17 protein-coding genes are annotated in these 23,327 nt (G+C 45.9%); 13 read left to right on the forward strand and 4 right to left on the reverse strand.

Translation table 11 applies throughout. The features are described from left to right. Nucleotides 1–7 precede the first annotated feature (7 nt). Nucleotides 8–2,269: a TonB-dependent receptor domain-containing protein gene (locus tag ACX0G9_RS21925; RefSeq protein WP_459067102.1), complete on the reverse strand. Its 2,262-nt coding sequence runs from the start codon at nucleotides 2,267–2,269 to the stop codon at nucleotides 8–10. A 241-nt stretch (nucleotides 2,270–2,510) separates the two neighbouring features. Here ACX0G9_RS21925 and ACX0G9_RS21930 point away from each other — a divergent pair, with 241 nt between their 5' ends. From ACX0G9_RS21930 to ACX0G9_RS21990, 13 genes are all read left to right on the forward strand, one after another. Continuing rightward, complete coding sequence (locus ACX0G9_RS21930; protein ID WP_459067103.1) at nucleotides 2,511–2,939, forward strand: SRPBCC family protein; 429 nt, start codon at nucleotides 2,511–2,513, stop codon at nucleotides 2,937–2,939. 102 nt (nucleotides 2,940–3,041) lie between these two features. Further along, entirely contained in the window at nucleotides 3,042–5,264 is a 2,223-nt protein-coding gene (locus ACX0G9_RS21935; RefSeq protein WP_459067104.1) for an ATP-binding protein, read from the forward strand. Between the two features lie 21 nt (nucleotides 5,265–5,285). Then, nucleotides 5,286–5,651: a response regulator gene (locus tag ACX0G9_RS21940; protein WP_459067105.1), complete on the forward strand. Its 366-nt coding sequence runs from the start codon at nucleotides 5,286–5,288 to the stop codon at nucleotides 5,649–5,651. Between the two features lie 52 nt (nucleotides 5,652–5,703). Beyond that, nucleotides 5,704–6,276 (forward strand): biliverdin-producing heme oxygenase, encoded by a 573-nt coding sequence (locus ACX0G9_RS21945; protein ID WP_459067106.1) that lies wholly within the window; start codon nucleotides 5,704–5,706, stop codon nucleotides 6,274–6,276. A 23-nt stretch (nucleotides 6,277–6,299) separates the two neighbouring features. Continuing rightward, nucleotides 6,300–7,316: a LacI family DNA-binding transcriptional regulator gene (locus ACX0G9_RS21950; RefSeq protein ID WP_459067107.1), complete on the forward strand. Its 1,017-nt coding sequence runs from the start codon at nucleotides 6,300–6,302 to the stop codon at nucleotides 7,314–7,316. A gap of 129 nt (nucleotides 7,317–7,445) precedes the next feature. Beyond that, on the forward strand, nucleotides 7,446–8,897 hold the full coding sequence (locus tag ACX0G9_RS21955) for a Gfo/Idh/MocA family protein (protein ID WP_459067108.1): 1,452 nt from the start codon (nucleotides 7,446–7,448) through the stop codon (nucleotides 8,895–8,897). 55 nt (nucleotides 8,898–8,952) lie between these two features. Next, nucleotides 8,953–9,705: a glucosamine-6-phosphate deaminase gene (locus tag ACX0G9_RS21960; protein WP_459067109.1), complete on the forward strand. Its 753-nt coding sequence runs from the start codon at nucleotides 8,953–8,955 to the stop codon at nucleotides 9,703–9,705. 126 nt (nucleotides 9,706–9,831) lie between these two features. Further along, nucleotides 9,832–12,951, forward strand: coding sequence for a SusC/RagA family TonB-linked outer membrane protein (locus ACX0G9_RS21965; protein ID WP_459067110.1), 3,120 nt, complete (start codon nucleotides 9,832–9,834; stop codon nucleotides 12,949–12,951). Nucleotides 12,952–13,005: 54 nt separating this feature from the next. Next, nucleotides 13,006–14,427: a RagB/SusD family nutrient uptake outer membrane protein gene (locus tag ACX0G9_RS21970; RefSeq protein WP_459067111.1), complete on the forward strand. Its 1,422-nt coding sequence runs from the start codon at nucleotides 13,006–13,008 to the stop codon at nucleotides 14,425–14,427. A 12-nt stretch (nucleotides 14,428–14,439) separates the two neighbouring features. Then, nucleotides 14,440–15,543 carry an acyltransferase family protein gene (locus tag ACX0G9_RS21975; RefSeq protein ID WP_459067112.1) on the forward strand — a complete coding sequence of 368 codons (1,104 nt, stop codon included), beginning with the start codon at nucleotides 14,440–14,442 and terminating at the stop codon, nucleotides 15,541–15,543. Nucleotides 15,544–15,562: 19 nt separating this feature from the next. Beyond that, nucleotides 15,563–18,739: a glycoside hydrolase family 20 zincin-like fold domain-containing protein gene (locus ACX0G9_RS21980; RefSeq protein ID WP_459067113.1), complete on the forward strand. Its 3,177-nt coding sequence runs from the start codon at nucleotides 15,563–15,565 to the stop codon at nucleotides 18,737–18,739. Nucleotides 18,740–18,755: 16 nt separating this feature from the next. Then, a complete protein-coding gene (locus tag ACX0G9_RS21985; RefSeq protein WP_459067114.1) occupies nucleotides 18,756–20,048 on the forward strand; it encodes an MFS transporter in 1,293 nt (430 codons plus the stop codon). Nucleotides 20,049–20,088: 40 nt separating this feature from the next. Next, entirely contained in the window at nucleotides 20,089–21,009 is a 921-nt protein-coding gene (locus tag ACX0G9_RS21990) for a hypothetical protein (protein WP_459067115.1), read from the forward strand. Between the two features lie 49 nt (nucleotides 21,010–21,058). Here the strand turns inward: ACX0G9_RS21990 and ACX0G9_RS21995 are convergent, their stop codons facing one another. The 3 genes from ACX0G9_RS21995 to ACX0G9_RS22005 all read right to left on the reverse strand — a co-directional run bounded on the left by ACX0G9_RS21995 (nucleotide 21,059) and on the right by ACX0G9_RS22005 (nucleotide 23,247). Further along, the gene (locus tag ACX0G9_RS21995; RefSeq protein ID WP_459067116.1) at nucleotides 21,059–21,961 is read right to left on the reverse strand and encodes a hypothetical protein; all 903 of its coding nucleotides are present in this window, start codon (nucleotides 21,959–21,961) and stop codon (nucleotides 21,059–21,061) included. Further along, entirely contained in the window at nucleotides 21,945–22,307 is a 363-nt protein-coding gene (locus ACX0G9_RS22000; protein ID WP_459067117.1) for a hypothetical protein, read from the reverse strand. Before ACX0G9_RS22000 ends, ACX0G9_RS21995 begins: the two co-directional genes overlap by 17 nt. 304 nt (nucleotides 22,308–22,611) lie before the next feature. After that, the gene (locus tag ACX0G9_RS22005) at nucleotides 22,612–23,247 is read right to left on the reverse strand and encodes a tetratricopeptide repeat protein (RefSeq protein ID WP_459067118.1); all 636 of its coding nucleotides are present in this window, start codon (nucleotides 23,245–23,247) and stop codon (nucleotides 22,612–22,614) included. Nucleotides 23,248–23,327: the final 80 nt, after the last annotated feature.

Consider the following 23,327-nt stretch of genomic DNA (forward strand, 5'->3'; position numbering starts at 1 on the left):
CTTACCATTAATTTACAATGGCCCGGCTTTTTTCCGTTTCCGCACCGCCATTCATTCTGCGGGCAGGATCCAGTTTTTTGTTGCCAAACCGGTAGGTAAAGGAAAGTGTGGCTACCCGGGTATCCCTTTTGGTAACGAAGGATTCGTAATAGCCGTTGAAGGAAGTATGGCCTTTGGTAATATTCGTATAAAAAAGATCGGTGACGGTGCATTTCAGGCTTCCTTTATCGTGAAGGATATTTTTTTGAACCCCGGTGGTCATCTGCCAGTTGGGGTTTATATAATAAAACCCGTATACTTCCGCTGCATGATAGGTGAAATTGACTTCACCGCTATACCCTTTCCCCATCACCAGGGTATTATTGCTGTTCAGATTAAATGTCACGTTACCATTATTCAGCGGAGTATTGGAAAGATTGCCCTGGTAAGAACCGTAATACACACTGCCATCCGAAAGTGTATTCCACCACTTTGTAACCTGGAGGGATAGAGAAACGGAACCGACATAATACCGGACCCGCTCCAGGTTCTTGTCGGTCTGGATAGTTACCTTGTTCTCTACCGTACTCGGGGCAAGAACCTCGGTGATATTGTCATGTGTGGTACTATAGGATAAAGTGGTGGTCAGCATTCCCTTGAAGGTGTGGGAGAATTCCAGGTTGTAGGTAGTCTGCGGCCGGAGCAGCGGATTGCCTTGTACATAGGTCGTGGGATCGATATAGAACTTAAACGGGTTTAATTGTTTGTAAGAAGGTCTTTCAATCCGGCGGTTGGCGGAAAAACTGAATTGATGATCAGCCGATGCTTTATACCTGAGGGAAAGACTGGGGAACATTTGCAGATAGGATGTATCCACCCTTTGATCCGACACCAGCTGATGTCCCTTGATCCGGGTTTGCTCCAAACGCAGCCCCAGATCATAGGCAATCCTGTTTTGCTCCCGGTGAAACGTAAAATAGCCGGCATTGATCTGTTCCTTATAGATAAAGTGATTGCTTTTCGTGGAATCATAGGTGGTGATCCCATTGCTTTTGTCATAAAAGGTAATATCGTTATCGGAGACCACATAACTGGATTTGAGACCGGCATCCCATTTCGAATGTTTGCCCGCCGGGCGGGTATAATCCGCCTTCAGGGATTTTATAGAGAGGGTTCCGGGGAGTGTTCCGAACAGGATATATTGAGGAGACATAGGGCTTCCGTCATTATTAAAATAGTCGGTGATAAAGGTTTGATGGGAGCTATTCGAATAACGGGCATAATCGAGATCCGCCGTCAGTTCGGTGCCGGAAGAATCAAAAGAATGTTTGAAATTCCCGTTGACCGAATAATTATTGTATTGATTTTCGGAATGGCTTTGCGTTTGGAAATCAGATACCTTTTCCAGGTTGCCGTCCAGGACATCCGTATAATTATCGCCTTTCCAGTTGTACCGGTTTTGGAGGCCGTTAACGACCATGCCGATAACTGTTTTTGAGCTAAGGGAATAATCCACCCCTATTCGTTCCATATGGGTATGGAAGGGAAATACGACCCGGTCATTTTGTTTAAAGGCCCCCAGTACGGTATCTCCGTTCAGGAAAATCCGGTACAAATTGGGATTGGAAAAGGTCTTTCGGTAAGAATAATTATAACTGCCGAATATATTCATCTTTCCGTGACGATAATTAAACGTGAACCCTGCATTGGTTTTAGCATAGACGCCCTGACCATAACTAAAATTGACGGATCCGTTGGCGCCCATCTGCTGGTTCTTTTTCAGTTTGATATTGATCACACCACCGTTCCCGGCCGCATCGTACCGCGCATCGGGGTTCGAAATGAGTTCGATCTTATCGACCGCACCCGCAGGCAGGGCTTTCAACATATTGGTCAGATCGGTGCCCGCAATGGGCGAAGGTTTTCCATCGATAAGGATCAATACGCCCGCCTTCCCTTTTAACTTGATATTGTCGGACTGATCGATCGAGACATCGGGCGCCCGCTCCAGGATTTCAAATACCGAACTACCTGCACCCAGGATGCTGCCATCCACGTTCAATACGGTTTTACCGGGTTGCCGCTCGATCATGGGCTTTTTCCCGTTTATGATGACGGCTTGGAGGGTTTTGGTTTTTGAGGAATCGGTCTGTGTTTTAACAGAACCCGTCTGTCCTTTGGTGGAATCGGTCTGTCCTTTGGCAGAATCGGTCTGTGCGTAGACCCGGCTGCTGCCTGACACAAGGAGCGTCAGCACAAAAATGAGGATAAAAAAGAGCGATCGGTTCACTGGCAATTATTTTTCTTAATCATTTTATCATTCCTTCCTGATCATAAATCCTGTTTAAACTATTGTGGATACTAAATAAATAATTTAGCATCAATAACTAATTACCACACAACAAAATCACGCCTTTGGGGGGAGGGCGGTTCAGGGGAGAGCGGTTCAGGGCAAAACAGGAGGGTGAAAAAATAAATTTTGCGTAACCAAACGGTTTCATAAATTTGTAGGACAAATTAAACCTACCGACATGGATAACCAACCATTTGTAATCGAGCGAACCTATCAGGCCTCTGTTGATTCCGTTTGGCAGGCCCTTACGGACAAAGACAAAATGAAACAATGGTATTTCGACATTGCCGCCTTTAAACCGGAGGTTGGCTTTGAGTTCCAATTCACGGCCGGCGATGGCAAGGTTGAATACGTCCATCTTTGTAAGGTCACGGCCGTTGTTCCCGGGAAAAAACTGGCCTATACCTGGAAGTATCAGGGTTATGCAGGGGAGTCAGAAGTAACCTTCGAACTATTCGGGGAAGGAGACAAGACCAGGGTGAAACTGACCCATAGCGGTTTGGAAACATTCCCTCAGAACGATCCTGCTTTTGCCAGGGAAAGTTTCGCAAAAGGATGGACCGCAATCATCGGCACCAACCTCAAAAACTTCGTGGAGAAAGCATAAGTTCTGCTTCTTTCAGAGAACGGGAATGGGCAGAATCCATAATAGAAAGTATTCCGGGCTTAAATTACACTACATTACGGGTTAACTTAGGAGTAGCAGCTAATGTCGATAAACCAGGAAGCCCTGACTAATTGTGATAAGGAACCAATCCATATTCCCGGCAAGATCCAATCTCACGGGTTTTTAGTCGCTGTAAACATCGAAAGCTGTTTAATTAGTTATATCAGTGAAAACAGCCAACATTATACCGCAAAGGAAGCAGGTAATTATCTCGGCCAACCCATAGAAAAATTGGAAAATGATTTGGGGATTTCTGCGTTACCCTTAAATTTCTCCCGCTTATTAACCCTGGCTAATACCAATAAAGGCAGCGAAACCATCAATCCCTTCTATCTGGAAATAGGCCAAAAGCCCTTCAATCTTATTATAAGCCCATCCGGAAAGGAACAGCTCATGGAGTTCGAACCCGAAACATCCGATCTTAGTCTGGATCTGCAAAAAATGATCAGCCGCTCGGTCTCCGGCATGCTTTCGGGTAAAAATTTGAACGCTGTACTTCAAAATGCCGCCCGGGAAATTAAAAATATCATTCGTTACGATCGGGTAATGATCTATAAATTCGGAGAGGACGGCCATGGAGAGGTCGTGGCCGAAGACAGGAATGCAGACCTGGAATCTTTCCTTGGTTTTCATTACCCGGCATCCGATATTCCCCAACAAGCCAGGGAGCTGTACAAAATAAACCTGACCCGTATCATTGCCGATGTCTACAGCGAAAGCTCCTCCATCCTTACGCACGAGACCGGGGACGTTCCGCTCGATCTGACCCGTTCTGAATTAAGGGCGGTATCGCCGATACATATTCAATATTTAAAGAACATGGGGGTCGCCTCCAGTTTCAGCATTTCCCTGATAGCCCGTAACGAATTATGGGGTTTGATCGCATGCCATAGCTATACCCCCCGGTTCATCAATTTTAAGGCGCGGGATGCATCGAAGATCATTGGTCAGATCCTTTCATCGGCCCTGGAATACCGGCAGGAGGAGGAATTCCTGCAAATGACTTCCTCCTTTAACAGGGCAGCCATGGAACTGGGCGAATTTATTGTAAAGGAGGACGACATACAGGCTGCACTTACGGCTCATACGACAACCATCCTGAATATTGTACCGGCCTCCGGCGCAGTCCTGGTATTAGATCATACCATAACCCGGCTGGGTGCAACTCCGGATGAAGACCAGATAAAAGAGATCATTCAGTGGTTGATGGTTACTATGCAGGAACCCGTTTACTCTACTCATCGGTTCCCTGCCCTTTTTCCCCCTGCCAGGGGATACAGCCAGCTAGCCAGCGGGATAATGGTCTGTATACTGTCCAAAGAAATGGGTGAAATAATCATCTGGTTCAAGCCCGAGCAAATAGGTCAAATAATCTGGGCCGGCAATCCTGCCAAACCAGACCCTGATCAAAATGATGGATCCATCACCATTTCTCCGCGAAAATCGTTTGAAAAGTGGACCGAACTCGTAAAAAACACGTCCGCAAAGTGGACAAGCGGAGAATTGGCTGTCGTTATCAGGATCAGAGAACAAATTATTTACACCATCAACCGCAGAGCAAGTGAGATTCGTTTGCTGAACGAACGGCTCAAACTGGCTTATGAAGAGTTAGACACCTTTAGTTATACTATTTCCCATGACTTGCGATCCCCCCTGTCTTCCATAAAAAGTTATTCCGAATTGTTATCCGTGAACAATAACAGTCTCGACGAACAAGCCCGGAAAGCTCTTGACCGCATCATTTTTTGTGCCAATAAGATGAATCACCTGATCACGGAGATCCTGAACTATTCAAAAATGGGGAGAATGGATGTAGAAGTCAGGCCGATTCATATGGGCAATTTACTGGAAGAAATCAGGGCCGAAGTGATCAACGATCTGCAGCCGGAAAACCTGGAATTCTTAATTGGCGATACGCCTTCCATAAAAGGAGATCCCGTCATGATCAACCAGGTCTTTACCAACCTGATCAACAATGCCGTAAAATATTCCGCCCGGTCGAAACCCGCAAAAGTGAAAATAGAAGGTCTCCAAAAAAAGAACGAGGTCGTTTATTCCGTTTCGGACAATGGCATCGGCATCGATATCAATTATTACAACCATGTCTTTGAACTATTCAAACGTATGGACAATGTAAAAGATTTCCAAGGGACGGGCGTAGGCCTCGCCATTGTCAAACGTATCGTTGAAAAACACCAGGCGAGGATATGGTTTGAAAGTACCTTAGGGGCAGGCACCGTTTTTTATATTGCATTTATCGATTAAAGAACCGGAAGATCAGGATACATGAAAAAAATAGTAATCATTGAGGACGATCCGGATATCACAGAAATAATCAAACTGGCCTTAGCGGGTAAACATTTGGTGGAAGCCAGTAACGACATGCAGGGGCTGTTACCCTTACTGGAAGAATTCAGGCCTGACCTGATCATGATTGACTATTATATTGGTCACAAAAAGGCGGATGAAGTCATGCAGGAAATCCAGGCTCTTGCTACCCGGAAAGACATACCTTTTATCTTATTCACCGGTCATCAGGATATTAAATACCTGGCCGGGAAAATGGGAGCCAGCGCCTGGCTGGCAAAACCGTTCGCATTGGCCGAGTTATACGCCTGTATCGAAAAAGTATTATCGGCACCAAACCCGTAGCAAGAGACTTCATGTATAACATGATACAAGCATAACATGATACAAGCATAACATGATACAAGAAAGATTAAAAAAAGATACAAGACCCGATCATGACCGCCTGGAAGAACTTATGTTTGTCGGTTCCATTATGGACGGCTCTTTATCCCGGGTTCAATACCAAGGGCTGCTGACTACCAATTACCTTATACACGAGGCATACGAAAATTCTCTTTTTACCCTCCTGCCTCCTCTCCTGGCTGAGGAATTGGGAATTTATCACCGTCGTAAATTACCCGCTCTTATCATGGATCTGCATGAATTGCAGGTAGAGCTGCCTTCTGCCGGTAAAATGGACAAAAAGTGGCTGGTTCCCGAAAATGAATTTTCGGTGCTGGGCGCCTTATATGTACTGGAAGGCGCCACGCTGGGAGGAAATGTGATCGTAAAAAGGCTTGCCGTCAATCCCCACCTGAATCATTTAAACCTGAACTTCTATTATTACCGGGTCTATGGAGAAAATCTGGTCCAAAACTGGAAATCATTCTGTGAAGTACTCAACCGGCAGCCAGACACTGCCTATCCGCAAATTTTAGCCGGGGCCCATACGATGTTTGAACTTATAGCATCCGTGCAGAATGAATGACTATTTTGTTTATATTCAGGCTCTTGAAACGTCATTCCATTACCATAAAAGACATTGCCAAAGAGCTGAATATCTCGGTTCCTACCGTTTCAAGGGCGCTCCGAAATACCCATGACGTAAATGAACAAACCCGGCAGTCGGTGCTTGCCAAAGCGGCCGAACTGAATTACAAACCGAATTTTAATGCGATCGGGCTGGTTAAAAACAGTTCCAATAATATCGGCATCATCCTGCCCGTCATCACGAATTATTATTTTTCGACGGTAATCACCGGTATCCAGGAGATCGCTTTTACAAACGGGTTCAACATGGTCCTGTTCCTGACAGATGACTCGGCAGAACGCGAAAAGGCCATACTGGACGAACTTTCCTTTAGTAATATCGACGGTTTGCTGATCTGTATCTCTTCCATGCCCGATCAAAGCGATCGTTTTCAGCAGGTCATCGACAATGGGATACCGATCGTTTTTTTTGACCGGGTTCCTTCCGGCATCAAAACCTCCAAAATAATGCAGGACGATTTTAACGGCGCCTTCAAAGCCGTCGAACATCTGATCCAATGCGGATATAAGAAGATCGCCCATATTTCGGGGCCCGAGGGTTTGTTGATTACGGAAAAAAGACAGGAAGGGTATCTGGCAGCCCTGAAGAAATATAAATTACCTGCCGGCAAAAAATGGATCATTCATTCGGGTTTTTCCCAAAAATGCGGAGAAGAGGATATGCTCCGTTTGTTATTGTGCAAAGAAAGACCCGACGCTGTTTTTGCCGTTAATGACCGCAAAGCAGTGGGCGCTATGCTCACCTTAAAGAAAAAAAATATAGTTATTGGTAAGGATATCGGCATTATAGGTTTTACCAATGATCCGATATCCGAGATCGTCCATCCTTCCTTAACAACCATGGAGGAACCCGCCCTGGAGATCGGAAGAAAAAGTTGCGAATTATTGATCAAACATCTCCGTAAAAAGAAATTCATACCCGAAGAGATCATTCTGCCGACAAAACTCATTATCCGGGATTCCACCAAACGGAAATGAAACAACACCAGTAAATACCGGTGTCCGGCCGGTAACAGGCCGATAACGTTATCGCTAATATATCCCTCCTGTTCCTTGGTTACTACGACCTAACCCCTGAAATTTATACCACTTATTTAATTGGAAAACATGAGTAATAATCGCAGACAGTTTTTGAAATATACCGGTCTGGCGCTGACCGGAATGGCAGGCGGCGGCCTCAAAGGTCTGGCTGCTTCTCCCGATTCAGCCTCCGTTATAGAGAGCGGCCGGGAAGCCGGCGCCTCCGGGCAGTACAGTGATCCCGGTACACACAGACAGCTATTTAATATGACGGGTTATGCTGCCCCAAAAATAGAAACAGTCCGCATCGGCTTTATAGGTTTAGGCAACCGGGGTTCGGAGGCCGTTCCCCGGCTGAATCATATCCAGGGGGTCGATATAAGGGCCTTATGTGATATCAAACCACTCCAGGTGCAATTGGCCATCGATAGTATCAAAGACTCACCGCACCATCCCGTTGGATATTCGGGAACGGCGGATGCCTGGAAAAAAATGTGTGAGCGGGACGATATCGACCTGATCTATATTGCCACGCCCTGGGCCCTTCATACCCCCATGGCCTTGTATGCGATGAATCATGGCAAACATGTAGCCGTGGAAGTACCGGCAGCTCAGACCATCGAACAATGCTGGCAATTGGTGGAGACCTCGGAGCGAACGAAAAAACATTGCGTCATGCTCGAAAACGAATGTTTTGATTTTTTTGAGTTATTGACGCTCAATATGGCCCGGCAGGGTTTCTTCGGAGAAATCATCCACGGAGAAGGAGCCTATGTACATAATATATCCCGCAGTCTGTTCGACCCCGAGCGCCGCCCGGGGCTTTGGAGGCTCGATGAAAATGCCCACCGTAATGGCAATTTGTACCCTACCCATGGTCTTGGCCCTGTCTGCCAGGTCATGAATATCAACCGCGGTGACCAGTTGGACTATATGGTCTCCGTAAGCAGCGGCGATTTTACCCTGAATGCCATCGCCAAAGAATTGGCGGCCAAGGATCCTGCTGCCTATCAAAAATATGTAGGCCGTCCTTTTTCGGGTAATATGAATACGTCCACCATCCGCACGAAAAAGGGAAAGACTATAATGTTGCAGCATGATATATCGTCCAGTCGCCCAAAATCGTCCCGCTATCTGATCAGCGGCACCAAGGCCATCGCCCAATTCGATACTTATCCTCCAAAAGTTTCGATCACCGGCGAAGCCTGGGCATCCCCCGAAGAATTAAAAGCTCTGGAAGAAAAATATACCCTGCCCTTCGTCGCCCGGATCAAGGCCATGGCTCAAGAGATCGGCGGTCATGGCGGGATGGATGTAATGATGGACTGGCGGTTGATCGATTGTCTGCGTAACGGGCTTCCGATGGATTACAATGTCTATGATGCCGCACTCTGGAGTTCGGTGGTGCCGCTGAGCGAGGCCTCCGTAAAAAATGGTTCGGCTGCCGTGAAATTCCCGGATTTTACCTGCGGCTCCTGGGAAAAGAACGGTCAGCTATCGTTGTCGATCGATCATGACGGCCTGCCTGCTATCAAATAATGACCACATCTTAAATGACCACACCTTATTTACATAGCTTATTAAAAAAAAATTGATGAAAGTTTACGTTGGAGAAAATGCACAACAAGCCGGCAAGACAGCCGGAAATGAGGCCGCGGATCTGATAACCGCAGCCATCGCCGGGAAAGGATTCGCCAATATCCTCCTGGCCACGGGGGCCAGCCAATTCGAAACCCTGAAACAGTTGATCGGCAGAACGGATATAGAGTGGGGAAAAGTGACCGCCTTCCACCTGGATGAGTATATCGACCTGCCGGTCAGCCATAAGGCCAGTTTCCGGAAATATCTGAAGGAGCGGTTCCTCGATAAGGTCGCGCCTTTAAAAGCCGCCTATCTTATTAATGGTGAAGCCGATCCGGAAACAGAACGGAAGAGATTGGGGGAACTCATTTCCAGACATCCTATCGATGTCGCGCTGATCGGGATCGGAGAAAATTGCCATCTGGCCTTTAACGATCCGCCTGCGGATTTCGATACGGAGGATGCCTATATTATCATTCCCGATCTCGATGAGGACTGCCGCATGCAGCAGGTTAACGAGGGCTGGTTCAATACCCTCGCCGAAGTTCCGCCAAAGGCGATCAGTATTTCGGTCAGCCAGATCATGCGCTCGGAACATATCGTCTGCTCGGTACCCGACCTGCGTAAGGCACAAGCCGTAAAGGATTGTCTGGAAAAGGCCGTCAGTAATTTATATCCCGCTACTATTTTACAGGGACATCCCGATTGCCGGCTCTTCCTCGACACCGCCTCTGCCTCTCTTTTGTCGAAAGATCATGCTCTCTGATAACCTACCCCTTAGATTAAACCTGCCCTTTCAATTAAACCTTCTCTTTAGCTTAAACCTATTCTTTAGTCAGTCATAGATAACGACCCATTGCCGCCATTTTATTAACCAAAATCAACTAGCGTTATGAAATCGATTACCAGGATGACATTCATTTTGTTGGGTGTCTTCATTCTCCGACTGACCACAGCAGCGGCCCCGCCAAACGGCCCCTTGTACATAAGGTATCTGCCGGTTGATATTCATGGGCGCATCCTGAATGAAGCCGGTGAACCGGTTGCCGCCACGATAACCGTGAAAGGAACTACGCTCGCCACCACGTCGGACGCCAATGGCGAATTCCGGCTCCCGCAGGTTAACGAAAACGCCATCCTTGTGATCACAGCTGCGAATATCGAAACGATAGAACGAAAGGTAGGCGGCAAAAAAGAAATGCAGATCAGTGTAAGAATGTCGGTGAACTCGCTGAACGATATAGTCGTCGTAGGCTATGGATCACAGAAAAAAAGAGATTTGACCGGCGCCATCAGCCGCGTTAAGGGGGACGATCTCCGACTGCTTCCCACACAGCGGGTAGATCAGGCGCTGCAGGGGCGTGCGGCGGGTGTGACCGTTCAGAATACCGATGGATCTCCCGGGGGAAATACCATCATCCGCGTCCGCGGAACGAATTCCATCAATGGGGATAACAGCGCCCTGATCGTGGTCGATGGACTACAGGGGGGCAACCTGAATTCTTTAAACCCCAATGACATCGCCTCAATCGAGGTCTTGAAAGATGCTTCTGCTACGGCGATCTATGGCTCCCAGGGCGCAAACGGAGTTATTTTGGTCACTACCAAAACAGGCCGTGCAGGTAAACCCGTGATCAATTATATCAACGATCTCAGTACGTCCACCCTCAACCATATGCCCAAACTGCTCAATGTGGTTGACTTTGCGAAAGAAACCAATAAAGTCCGTCTGGCCATTAACGGAGGCGGCGTGACCCCTCAACCAATTTTCACGGATGCAGATATTCAGCATTTTCAACAGACCGGAGGGACCGATTGGGTTAAGGCGGTTTATCATAATGCCATAACCCAGAACAACCAGCTTTCCATCAGCGGCGGCAGCGACAAGATAAGCTACCTCCTGTCAGGCGGCTATCTGAACCAACAGGGAATACTAAAGAACTCTGCCTACAAACGATACACCGTCCGGGCCAATGTAAAAGGGGAAATTACCAAATGGGCAAGTTTTGGTGTAAACATAGCCTGGTCCAAAGAAAAAGCCAATTCGGCCTTATTCGGTGGAGCGATCGATTACCCGGGCAATCCCATAGGAGCGGCGATCCGGTTCTCACCGACCATCCCCATTTATGACTCCCTGGGTAATTACAGCAAGGCTGCGCTGAGATATGCCAATCCAACCCTCTGGAACCCGCTGGCCAGCACGCTCGAACCCATTATCGATAACGGGACCATTCGTGATAATATCAACGCCTTCCTGGATTTTAAGATCCTCGACGGCTTATCCTTCCGGATTTCAGGCGGATCGACCACGATTAATATAAACAGGTACAACTTTTACAACAGCAAGACCTACACAGGGCTGTCCAAAAACGGAAGCGGAGGCATCTATAACGATAACAACACTTATTTCCAGAACTCCAATATCCTGACCTATGATAAGACCATCCGTAAAAGTCATTTCACCATTACCGCAGTCGGAGAGCAAAAGATCACCAAAGACTTCAACTCCAGCATTGCTGCGAGCAACTTTGCCGATCAGGCCATTGGTGTTTATGACCTGGCCGGTGCCAGTCTGGTAACCAGCACCTCCGCTTATTCTGAAAGAGTGATCAACTCTTATCTTGGCAGGGTGAATTATATTTTCGACGACAAATACTTAATTACCGGTAGCTTCCGGGCCGATGGATCCTCTGTTTTTGGAAAGGACAATAAATGGGGTTACTTCCCTTCCGGCTCTGTAGCCTGGAGGGCATCCGAAGAAAATTTTATCAAAAACCTGAATGTATTTACCGATCTGAAATTCCGGGGCAGTTACGGGATCACCGGTAACCAGGCTATCAATCCCTATCAGACCCTGGCACATATCAGCTCCGGGTTCACCTATCCTTATTTCGGGTCTGACGCGACCAACCTGGGTTTTGCCATCACCTCCACGGCCAATCCGCATCTAAAATGGGAGCGTACTGCTCAGACGGATATCGGTATAGACCTGGCGATCCTGAAAGGCAGACTGAGTCTGACGGCGGATTATTATAACAAACTGACCAGTGATCTGCTTATATCCAGAGACCTGCCCACCTACTCCGGTTTGGCGAGTATTATCGACAATGTAGGGTCGATCCGTAACAGGGGTTTTGAGCTTTCTATCTCAGGAGATCCTTATGTCGGAAAATTCTCCTGGAGCTCCAGTCTGAATGTCACGATCAATAGGGCGAAAGTGATGGATCTGGGAGCAGTGAACCGGATTTCGTTCACATCCGGAGGCTTCGGGGGACAAAGCGTACAAAGCCCCTTTATGTTTCTCGTCAAAGGACAGCCGTATGGACAGATGCTGGGTTTCGGCTACCAGGGCGTCTGGAATGAAAAAGAAGCTCCGCAAGCCGCAGCATACGGACAACTACCCGGAGATCCCAGATATGAAGATGTCAACAAGGATGGAGTCATCGATTTAAAAGATGAGAAAGTGATAGGCAATACGATGCCCAAATATACCTTCGGGTGGAGCAATAAACTGTCTTATAAAAATTTCGATCTCAACTTCCTCATCCAGGGCTCACAGGGGAATGACATCATGAATATCACCCGGATCTCGCTCGAATCGCCGGGTGGTACAGGAGCTGCGTTGTTGAACCGGTATTCGGCGACTAACCAGAATTCGGACATCCCTGCTATCATCGATCAGCAAACGAGAGCCAGCGCAGGTCTCGCGAGCAAAATAAGGATCCCCGGCAGCTCTGGCAACAGGAATTCCCGTTGGGTGGAAAACGGTTCTTATGTAAGGCTGAAAAATGTCACGTTTGGCTACAATTTACCCGCAGACCTGGCAAGAGTTATTCATTTGAACAACATAAGGCTCTATGTCGGAGCTACCAACCTGGTCACCCTTACCCATTACAAGGGCAACGACCCGGAGGTCAGCGCTTACTCGGGTAACGATGCGCAATTGGGATCGGATTTTAACACCTATCCTCAGTCCAGAATACTGAATATCGGATTAAATGTCAGTTTCTAAATGTCCGCTTCTAAACGTTAGCTTCTAAATGTTAGCTTCTTAAAAATCAAGAAAATGAAAATGTCAAAATTATATGCCCGTAACATCAGCTATGCGATGATATCCATCGTGCTGCTTTTGTCAGGATGCAAAAAACTGGATGAGAACCCCAAGAGTGTCATTACTCCTGATTCCTATTACAAGACCCCGGCACAGGTACAATCGGGTTTGGTCGCCTCGATGAATGATCTGTGGCATTTATTCAAGGGTTACCAGGACGGTATGTACCTTTTTAACCAGGACGATCAGATCACCAGGGGTGACCTGAATATTCCGGTAGATTATGCCAACGAAGTCTGGGCTGCACACTACGGCTCCCTGCTCAATGTCAATACCGTGATCGGGGTCCTGAACAAGGGATTGGCCGGAGTTAGCCAGGCTACGATCGACGCGCTGATGGGCCAGGCGAAATTCATCCGGGCCTACAACTATTTTATGCTGGTCAGAGAATTCGGCGGTGTTCCCCTGATCACGGAGACTACACCTGATCCCTTTACCGTCAAACTGGCGCGTTCCGGCATTAAAGAAGTTTATAATCAAATCATCGCCGATTTTACAGAAGCGATCGCCAAACTTCCCGTTACGCTATCCGCCGATCAGCAGGGCCTGCCTACCCAGGACGCCGCGAAAGGTCTGCTGGCAAAGGCTTATCTAACCATGGCCACTTATCCTTTGCAAGAAACGGCGAATTATGCAAAAGCGGCAGACCTCGCCGGTCAGGTGATCACTTCCGCTAACTATTCGCTGGTTCCGGATATCAAACAGCTTTTCAGCGTCGCGACAAAATACGGACCGGAAATGATGTGGAGCTTTAACTCCAATGAAGTGGATCTGGGGGTTGACCCGCGTACCTGGTCCGATATGAGAGGATTCGGTACGATCTGTGCCGAGCCGACCTGGGAGCAGGCCTATCCCAAATCGCCCAGGAAAGATGCCTTTATAGAGACCGAACTCGACGGCGTGCTGTATTATAATCTTGGCGACTACTGGCCGGGCGTTCAGAAGTTCCTGTATGATAACCCTGCGGACTTCGCCGCCAACCGGTCCGTGGTAAACATGCCCATTATACGTTTTGCCGATGTCCTGCTGATTTTTGCAGAAGCCGATAACATGGCCAATGGCGCTCCGACGGCCGCCGCAGTCGATGCCATCAACAAGGTGATCGACCGGGGAAATGGTTATGTACCCAATGCAGACGATCCCCTGGCTACTACGGCGATGTCCATGGAAGATTTTGATACGAAAGTGATCCAGGAAAGGGATTATGAGCTGTGTTTTGAAATGGACCGTTGGTTCGATCTCATTAGAAAACATATCCTGAAAGAAAAAAGTCTGCCGGAATACCAGATTAATTTTTCCGAAGACGATTATCTTTGGCCTATCCCTTCCAATGATATCCGGGTGAACCCGCTGCTCGTTCAGAATCATGGTTACTAAAAATAGTTGAATATGACCAGCCCGTTGAATATGGCCAGCCCGGTTAATGCAGGTAACACCCAGGAACGTATACTCTCGGTAGATTTTTTAAGGGGGTTTACCATGTTCATGCTTGTCTCTAATTTCGGTCAGTTGTTCAGCAGAAATAGTGCTAATCCCTTCATTGCCTTCATGGGACACCAATTGGAACATGCCGATTGGGAGGGGCTCACGGCCTGGGATCTTGTACAGCCATTTTTTATGTTCATCGTCGGGGTGGCCATGCCATTTGCCTTTTCCAGGAAATGGGCTGCCGGAGAAAGCTGGAACAGTACACTGCGTGGCGCTTTGCGGCGGTCCCTGCTGTTGCTGTTTTTAGGCTGGCTGCTTTCATCCGAAATAAAATCGACCTTTACCAATGTGCTGGCTCAATTGTCGGTTACTTATCTGATCGCTTTCCTGTTGATGCGCCAACCTGTCAAATGGCAGCTATTGGCATCTTTCGCCCTGATCATTTTTAATGACCTTCTTTACAGGGTATGGGCGGTTCCGGGTTTCGACCAGCCATTTACAGCGGATCATAATTTTGGCTCCTGGTTCGATATTTTTTTAACAGGCGGGTTAAGTGAGGACAGATGGGTCTCCTTTAATGCCATCCCGACAACGGCCCATACCATCTGGGGCGTAATTGCCGGGACCGTACTTATGAAAGACTGGCCTCCACGCAGAAAGATCATTACGCTGTTGTTGGGCGGTCTTTCGGGCATCGTAGCCGGTTATACGCTGGGTTTGTATATTCCGATGATCAAAAGGGTCTGTACCAGTTCCTTTATTTTAGCAAGCGGAGGCTGGGCCTTACTTATGCTTGCATTTTGTTACCTGGTGATCGATGTCTGGAAAAAAAGAAAAGGGGTGCTGTTCTTTGCCATTGTCGGAATGAACCCGCTTTTTATTTATCTTTTTGTGCATACGGGTGGAAAAGGAATCCTGGAAAGTCTGGCCATCCCTGTCACGTCGAGAGTGTTTGGCTGGATCGGTCCGTCAGTTTTGTATACGGTTAATGTACTGGCCGTGTCCGGTATGTTGTGGTATATCTGTTATTTTTTGTACAAACGTCAACTATTTATCCGAATCTAAAAAGCAATGATTGCAGTAAATGAAAAAATTTCTTTTATTATTTTTTACGGGGGTCCTGGCGGGTTATAGCGGCTTGGCCGGTCACAAAGATTTGGCCGGTTCCGGCGGTTTGGCTGGTTCCAGGGGCTTGGTCGCAAATCTGGATAGTTTTAATCATTATTTTCAACTGCTCCCCAGACCTCAAAAGATTACGCTATTAAAGGGTGATGGGTTGTTGTATTCGGATTTGCGCCAGATTTACCTAAAGAATACGCCCCGGCCGGCGGTTATGCCGGAAATGCTGGAGGCTTTGCCCATAAACGCCCTCCCAACCAGGGGCGTAGTAAGTTTGGTCATTGACAAAGAACTGGATATTCCTTCGGATGAAGGGTATATCCTGGACCTTCAGCATGACCGGGTATCCATCCGGGCGCGTGATCAGGCCGGTTTGTTTTATGGGCTTCAGACATTAGGTCAGCTGCTGGAAGACGCACATGATCAACTCGTGAAAATTCCGGCCTGCCGGATCGTCGATTATCCTGCTATTTCCTGTAGGGCTGTGCATATCGATCTTAAAGCTCATTTGGATGCAGGTCACTATTATTACAGCATTATCGATAGGCTGGCAAAGATCAAGATCAATACCGTCATTATAGAATTCGAAGACAAACTTCGTTACCGCAAGGCAAAGGCGGTAGGGGTATCCAATGCCTTATCCGTCGAAGAATTTATAGCGATCAGTAAATATGCCAGGGATAGAAATATAGAAATAAGTCCATTAGTGCAGGGACTCGGGCATGCCTCCTTTATTTTAAAACACGAACAGTACAAAGAGCTGCGTGATGATTCTTTGTCCGATTTTGTATTTGATCCGCTGAACCCCAAAACCTATGCGCTTCAGTTCTCCCTCTACGAAGATGCCATAGCTGCGACTCCCTTTGGGAAATATCTGCATGTCGGGGGCGATGAAGTAGGCGCATTGGGTAAGTCGTCTCTCGCAAAAGCGTCGGGTATGAAACCGCTAGAGCTTCAGTTGTACTGGCTCAAAAAAGTAACCGATTTTGCCATCGCTCACCATCGTATTCCTATATTCTGGGATGATATGTTATTCAAGATCGCCGGTCTTTACGAAACAACCTATGACCCCGCTGTGAGTGCAGAAAAGGCAGATGAGTTATGGAAAACAAAACAATCTGTCCTAAACGAAAGCATTTCTCTTTTTCCGTCAACCTGTATTTATGCAAGATGGAATTACGAGACGCCGGCCCTGCCGGGAAATAAAATGGCGCTCGATTGGTACAAGACGCATCAGCTGGATGTGATGGCAGCAACGGCTTCCCAACAGTCATACCTGCTGCTGCCAAGAAATCATTCCAATTTCAATGGGATAAGGGATTTTTGCCAGTTAAGCGCCGCTAAAAAAATCGATAAAATTGTATGCACCAATTGGGATGACAGCTCGCCGCATTTCGAGACCACCTGGCGGGGCATATATGATTTTGCCTTATTCAGCTGGAATGCCGCCGACTACCCCGAACCGATTGCGCACGCCCTGTTCAGACATCGTTTTTATTCACCGGCTTTGTCCGCTGATTCCTTTGATTTTCAGAATAAACTCGAAGACGAAGTCACCTTCTGGGAAACTGCCTTTTTAAAGGAGGGCGACCGTGAAAATTATCAACCATCCTATAACCTCCTTGACATGCCGAACCCGCAGCGGCGCGGGGAATGGAGCCGTCTGTATAAAGACAAAATCGAAAAGGCTAAATATGCAGACTCCATTTATTATGAAATAAGGAACAGGATCCAAAAGTCCTTGCTGCTAGCCCGCAGGAACAGGTATGCCCTGGAGGTAATGTATCAGATCAATGAGGTCCAGGCTTATTCCGCCAGATTACTCCTGCTGCTGCACCGGTATGATGTAGCCGCAGAAGGCGACCGGAAAAGCCAGCTGCAGCAGATCGAAAAATGTCTTGCCGGGTTCCCGGAGATCCGGGAAAAATTCGAGAAAGTCTATGCCGTTACCCGTATACTAAAAAACCCCGATGATTATAGCTGGGATTCCAATCCCCGGGCACATTGGGCGGATGTCCCTAACCATACCGATTGGAAAAACACTACCGACTGGAACTATTTTATCGAGCTGCAAATGAATAAAAAAGTGGCGGCATGGTTAGCACCATACTACACGGTAGCCGATTTCGGATCTGTTAAAAAGATCGATTCGCATGAGCATATTACGGAAGAGGCCGACACGGCCTTTATCAGACAGGCGGAGGCGGATAATTTCCGGATGCTGAACATCAATGTTTATGGGTCGGATGGAATGCCCATCGAAGAACAGCAGGCGTTCGCCATCAAAGAAATCCGGGCCTATCCCGGAAGGATGACCTATGCCACCACCTTTTCCTTAAAAAATTTCAACCGTCCCGGATGGTCGGAGGAAGTGATCGCCTATCTGAAACAATCATTCGCGCAGGGCGCCGTTGCCGTTAAAGTCTGGAAAAATGTCGGTATGGAACTCCGGGATACCGCCGGCAAACTCGTCTTTATCGATGACCCCCGGTTCGATACCATACTGAATTTCCTGGCAAAAAGCCATATCCCGTTGATCGGCCATCTGGGCGAACATAAAAATTCCTGGCTGCCCCTGGATAAAATGACGGTAAAGGGGAACAGGGATTATGCGGCGGTGCATCCGGATCAACACATGTATTTACATCCTGACCGTCCCTCCTATGAAGAATATATCCGGGTGAGGGATCATATGCTGGAAAAACATCCCGATCTTATCTTTATTGGCGCTCATTTGGGCAGTCTGGAATGGAGCGTCGATGAATTGGCCAAACGACTCGACAAATTCCCCAACATGGCCGTTGACATGGCCGAGCGCATTTCCCATCTTCAATACCAGGCCTTGACGAACTGGCAAAAGGTGCATGATTTTTTTATCAAATACCAGGACAGACTTTTGTACGGGACGGATATGCGGTGCGACGCCTCGGATATCGTCAACGAAAATATAAAAGGAGCCGAAGGATTGGGACGGCATGCCCATGAAGTCTGGCTCCGGCACTGGCGCTTTTTTACCACCGATGACCTGATGCACGTACCAAAGGTCAATGGTACTTTTAAAGGTTTAAAACTGCCCCGTGATGTCGTCGATAAAATATATTATAAAAATGCGCTGCGGTGGATTCCGGGCATTACGAATTAATACATAACAATACCATATGCCAGGATCTACTATCAGGAATTACCGTTGGATCGTCTGCTTTTTTTTGTTTACCGCCACTACCATCAATTATATCGACCGGCAGATCTTCGGTTTATTAAAACCGGTATTGGAAAAGGTATTTATGTGGACGGAAACGGATTTCAGCAGGATCGTCATGGCTTTTACCGCCTGTTATGCCGTTGGTCAATTGGTCTATGGACGGATAATCGATAGGATCGGCACTAAAAAAGGGTATGCATTTTCCATCACCCTTTGGAGTCTGGCCGCCATGTTGCATACCGCCGTGAAAAGCACTTTTGGTTTTGGGTTGGTGAGAGGTTTGCTGGGCTTGGGAGAATCCGGAAATTATCCGGCAGGCATAAAAACCTCCGCGGAATGGTTCCCCAAAAAAGAAAGAGCCCTGGCCATCGGCATACTGGACTCGGGTTCCAATATCGGTGCCTGCGTCGGCCCAATCCTGGTTCCCTGGCTTTTAGCCTGGTATGGCTGGCAGGCGGCCTTTTTAATAACCGGCTCCCTGGGTTTTATCTGGCTGGTCTTATGGCTGATTTTTTATGAAATACCTGCGCGGCAGAAACGGCTTTCCAAGGCTGAGTTTGAATATATCAATAGTGATGAAGCCGAGGAGGGAGCAGCGGACCCCTCCAAAGGCAAAGTGACCTGGGGCCGGCTGCTAGGGCTAAAACAAACCTGGGCATTTATTGCAGGCAAGTTCTTTACGGATCCTATTTGGTTCTTTTTTCTGTTCTGGCTTCCCTCCTACTTCAGTTCTTATTTTCATTTGGATCTGAAAAAACCCAATTTGCCATTAGCTATTATTTATTCCGGTGCCATGATCGGCAGTTTGGGTGGCGGTTATCTTTCCTCCTGGCTAATCAAAAAAGGTTACCCGGTTTATAAGGCCAGGAAAATAGCACTATTTATTTCAGCGGTAGCAGTGATACTGATCATATTCTCCCGGTATACTACCAACATGTGGGTAGTCGTTACCTTAATCAGTATTTCCGTAGCGGCCAACCAGGCCTGGAGTGCCAATATCTTCGCCATCGTCCCTGACATGTTCCCAAAACGCGCGATCAGTTCCGTTGTCGGTCTGGGTGGCATGGCCGGTGCGATCGGCAGCGTACTATTCCCGCTCTTTATCGGCTTTATTCTCGATTTTTATAAGAATGCCGGTAATATCGTGGCCGGGTATAATATTATTTTTATTATCTGCGGAAGCTCCTTTATGCTGGCCTGGGCAATAATTCATTTTATCGTACCGAAGATGGAGAAAGTGAAGTTGTAAGGAGAGCTTCTAATGTTTGAATATAAGGTTGGGAAAAACAATGCCTCATCAATCACCCATAGGAAATGGCAAAAAGGCAGGGCAGCTGGAAGCCTTGATGCAGGAGGCCGATCCTGCATCTCTGAAATCGTGGGTAAAAGAGACGCTCGTAAAAAATAAGGATCTTGAATTTTCTTTTTTGCAACGCTTTGCATCTCCGGAAAAGCATTATACTCCTTTATTCATAAAACGCCTTACCCATAATGCGGTCAAAACCGTTTTAAAAAACAGGGAAAAGGCAAATGCCGCCGAAGTTAAAAAAATAGTCGATCTGTGGACAGAGATCCATGATCCTATTATTACGCACTATTGTGCCGATCTAACCAACAAAAAATCATTCCTGCATTTTAATGCGTTGGTAGAATCTTGTGAAGAAGCAGAATTGACTATCAGGATCTCCGGCAACAAAATAACCAACTATATCAAAAACCTGCTGGCAAAAGTAATGGAGAAGTTCCAAAATTTGCAAAATGACGATTCCTGGAATATCGCGACGGGTTTTATTGCGGACCGGCTCCCTGGAAATCTTCATACGATTCGGACCTATTATTTATCTTTTCTGACCAGCCTTATCGATTCCTGTAGTTGGGAAAAAAAGAAGACATTGGCCGAAAAGCTAATAAAAAGGTTTGCAACCAGCAAACCGCAGGATTATTATAATGGCGGGATCTATATAGCGACTATGTTCACCATTATAAAGAACTGCGGCTTATTCACGCAATATTATCACCTGTTCAGAACGGTGCGTTATAAAAACGGCTATAATGAAGAACTAATAAGCCTACTTATCCAAAATAAACACCTGGAACTCGCCGAAAAATATTGCCGGGAACAGATACAGGATAATTACCAGGAAGAACAGACTTTGGTTTATCAGCGGCTGCTGAAGGAGATTGATGCTTTGGAGAAGAAGCTTGGCTAATAGAGTAATCCATCAAGAAATACCATTAAATGGGTTTTAGGTAGAGAAGTTAAATTATCCCATTAAGTTTAGCGTGCCTAAGCCAGACTTGGCCAATACTTATATTTTTGGAAACACCAATTCCATAGTAATAGCACCTTCCAACTTCATATAAAGATTGTTTATCCCCTAATAATGCGGCATTTAAATAGGACTCAAAAGCTGCTTTAAAACTTCTTTTTACTCCAACTCCTTTCTCATAACAAACTGCTAAATCATAATAGGCATTCTTATAATCTCCCTCAATTGATTTTAAAAAATATTGAACAGCTTTTGTTGCATCTTTTTTTACAATATGATATGTATGTGGAATTAAATCCGAAAGAAGTGCCAGGGAACTGAAATATCGGGTTTCTATTTTATCGGAAGGTACATCATGACCTCCCAACAATACCCGTTGAGCTACACGGGCAATATTAATGGCCGGACTCACAGTACAAATAAAATAGAGGTAATTTTTGTATCCGCACTCCTTTGCATTTTTTAAAAAGTCTAGCTTGGATGAGTGACTAAGGACCGTTTCAAAAGTAAACGTGCTATTTTTTGTAAGCAATTGTAACCGAATAAAATCCGCAACAATAGCCGCATCATAAATTGCAGCCATTAGGCCATCCTTAATAACAATATTGTTGTCGGAAAAATAAATATTTATTGGAGTATTCTCTTTAGCTGCTTTTATCAGCCAACTTTTCCCTTCTGAAGAAAGGTATTTGTCAAAACTTTCAGGAGGAATTTCAAGACCATAATTGACACTTAAGTTTAATACTTTCTTTTCATCAAGTATTACCTGAATTTCATCAGCATTCACAAAATAACCGCAATAATAATTACTCCTGATTTTTTTAACGATGGTACTTTTGCCACTTCCATTAGGGCCTGCGAGGATACGTAGCCTTTTACTTCTTTCTGGCATGTAATACCCCTAATTTTAATTGCCTGAAAAACACCTTTTCTTTGAGGCCTTCCGAGATTGGTATTACTTCAATCCGGCCATCAGGAAATTGTTTAAGAACCTGATCATTTTTTGCAAAAACTTTTGGAATACCGATAGCTTTTGCTTCGGAAGCTGCAGCTTGTCCTGCCTCACGAGCAAGCTTTTGAATTTCGGTTGAACCGGCAGGGCTTGTCTCGATTTCTGAAAAGTTGTAAGTTATCTTGTTTTTCTTGAAACTTTTAAGGATTCGAATGAACCTGTGCAATGTTGTTACCCTTGGGCTGACTTTTATTTGAGAAATATTATTTTTTTTATAAAATTTCATACTACTAAGATACTAATATTTTTATTACTAATTTCTGGTGTAGGCTCATATCCCTCCTGATAATTCACAGTTTTTATTATACTTTAATAAAAATGCATTTTTCAATAACACTTTCGTTAATTAATATGTATTTGTTTGATTTACAACAATTTATATACCAGAAAGCGTCATGCATAATAACAGTTTTTAAACACTGGCCTGGGGTATAATTCGATCAGGATCTCCGGCAACAAAATAACCAACTATATCAAAAACCTGCTGGCAAAAGTAATGGGGCGCGCCCGATAGTTAAAACTCGATTTCATCAGTTACTTATATCAAAGGATTTTACACTTCGTTCAATGGCAATTACCTTATTATATAAAACTCCCTTTGAAAGACCTGATTTAGCGCTATCCAGCAGGAGTAGGGCCTTGGAGTTTTGATTAAGCTTAAGATAGGAATTTGCAAGGTTTACATACAGTAATCGCCGTTCAAATAATGGTGCTGGAAATATATTTAACCCCAAATTGAATATTGTTATCGCAGTTTTATATTTCCCGGCCTCATTCAGACAGCCTCCATAATTCACATATGTTCTTATAAATGTGCTATCAATTCTTAACGCTTTTTGAAAAACCAGGAATGCTTTTGCGCTATCGCCTGTTCTTGACAATACGATCCCTAAAGCATTTAAAATTACAGGGGTATTGGGGCATTCGCCATCTGCCTTATTAAAATAGTCTTTTGCATCCTCATAATTTTTTTGGTTTGCAAAATATAATCCTCTCTCAAAGTGGTCATTAGCAGATTTTATTTTAATACTATTGGAGGCACCTGTAAACAAATCGATAGTACCATCATTTTTCCTGGCCCTCTTACAGGAAGAAAAAAAACAAAACCCCATCCAAAGAGTTGCCATTAAAACAGGTACTCCTAATTTGATAGTATTCTTACCCATATAACCGATTAGATGACTTTAAACTAATTTAGGCATTTTCAGGGCATAAACTCAAACCTTCTCATGAAAAAAGCCCTTCA

Source organism: Flavitalea flava, from assembly GCF_054461575.1.

Excerpts from the sequence above, each read along its gene's own strand:
- ACX0G9_RS21975 (WP_459067112.1), top strand. The coding sequence starts at position 14,440 with ATGACCAGCCCGTTGAATATGGCCAGCCCGGTTAATGCAGGTAACACC.
- ACX0G9_RS21985 (WP_459067114.1), top strand. The coding sequence starts at position 18,756 with ATGCCAGGATCTACTATCAGGAATTACCGTTGGATCGTCTGCTTTTTT.
- ACX0G9_RS21930 (WP_459067103.1), top strand. The coding sequence starts at position 2,511 with ATGGATAACCAACCATTTGTAATCGAGCGAACCTATCAGGCCTCTGTT.
- ACX0G9_RS21945 (WP_459067106.1), top strand. The coding sequence starts at position 5,704 with ATGATACAAGAAAGATTAAAAAAAGATACAAGACCCGATCATGACCGC.
- ACX0G9_RS21960 (WP_459067109.1), top strand. The coding sequence starts at position 8,953 with ATGAAAGTTTACGTTGGAGAAAATGCACAACAAGCCGGCAAGACAGCC.
- ACX0G9_RS21995 (WP_459067116.1), bottom strand. The coding sequence starts at position 21,961 with ATGCCAGAAAGAAGTAAAAGGCTACGTATCCTCGCAGGCCCTAATGGA.
- ACX0G9_RS21965 (WP_459067110.1), top strand. The coding sequence starts at position 9,832 with ATGAAATCGATTACCAGGATGACATTCATTTTGTTGGGTGTCTTCATT.
- ACX0G9_RS21990 (WP_459067115.1), top strand. The coding sequence starts at position 20,089 with ATGCCTCATCAATCACCCATAGGAAATGGCAAAAAGGCAGGGCAGCTG.
- ACX0G9_RS22000 (WP_459067117.1), bottom strand. The coding sequence starts at position 22,307 with ATGAAATTTTATAAAAAAAATAATATTTCTCAAATAAAAGTCAGCCCA.
- ACX0G9_RS21940 (WP_459067105.1), top strand. The coding sequence starts at position 5,286 with ATGAAAAAAATAGTAATCATTGAGGACGATCCGGATATCACAGAAATA.
- ACX0G9_RS21955 (WP_459067108.1), top strand. The coding sequence starts at position 7,446 with ATGAGTAATAATCGCAGACAGTTTTTGAAATATACCGGTCTGGCGCTG.
- ACX0G9_RS21980 (WP_459067113.1), top strand. The coding sequence starts at position 15,563 with ATGAAAAAATTTCTTTTATTATTTTTTACGGGGGTCCTGGCGGGTTAT.
- ACX0G9_RS21970 (WP_459067111.1), top strand. The coding sequence starts at position 13,006 with ATGAAAATGTCAAAATTATATGCCCGTAACATCAGCTATGCGATGATA.
- ACX0G9_RS21935 (WP_459067104.1), top strand. The coding sequence starts at position 3,042 with ATGTCGATAAACCAGGAAGCCCTGACTAATTGTGATAAGGAACCAATC.
- ACX0G9_RS22005 (WP_459067118.1), bottom strand. The coding sequence starts at position 23,247 with ATGGGTAAGAATACTATCAAATTAGGAGTACCTGTTTTAATGGCAACT.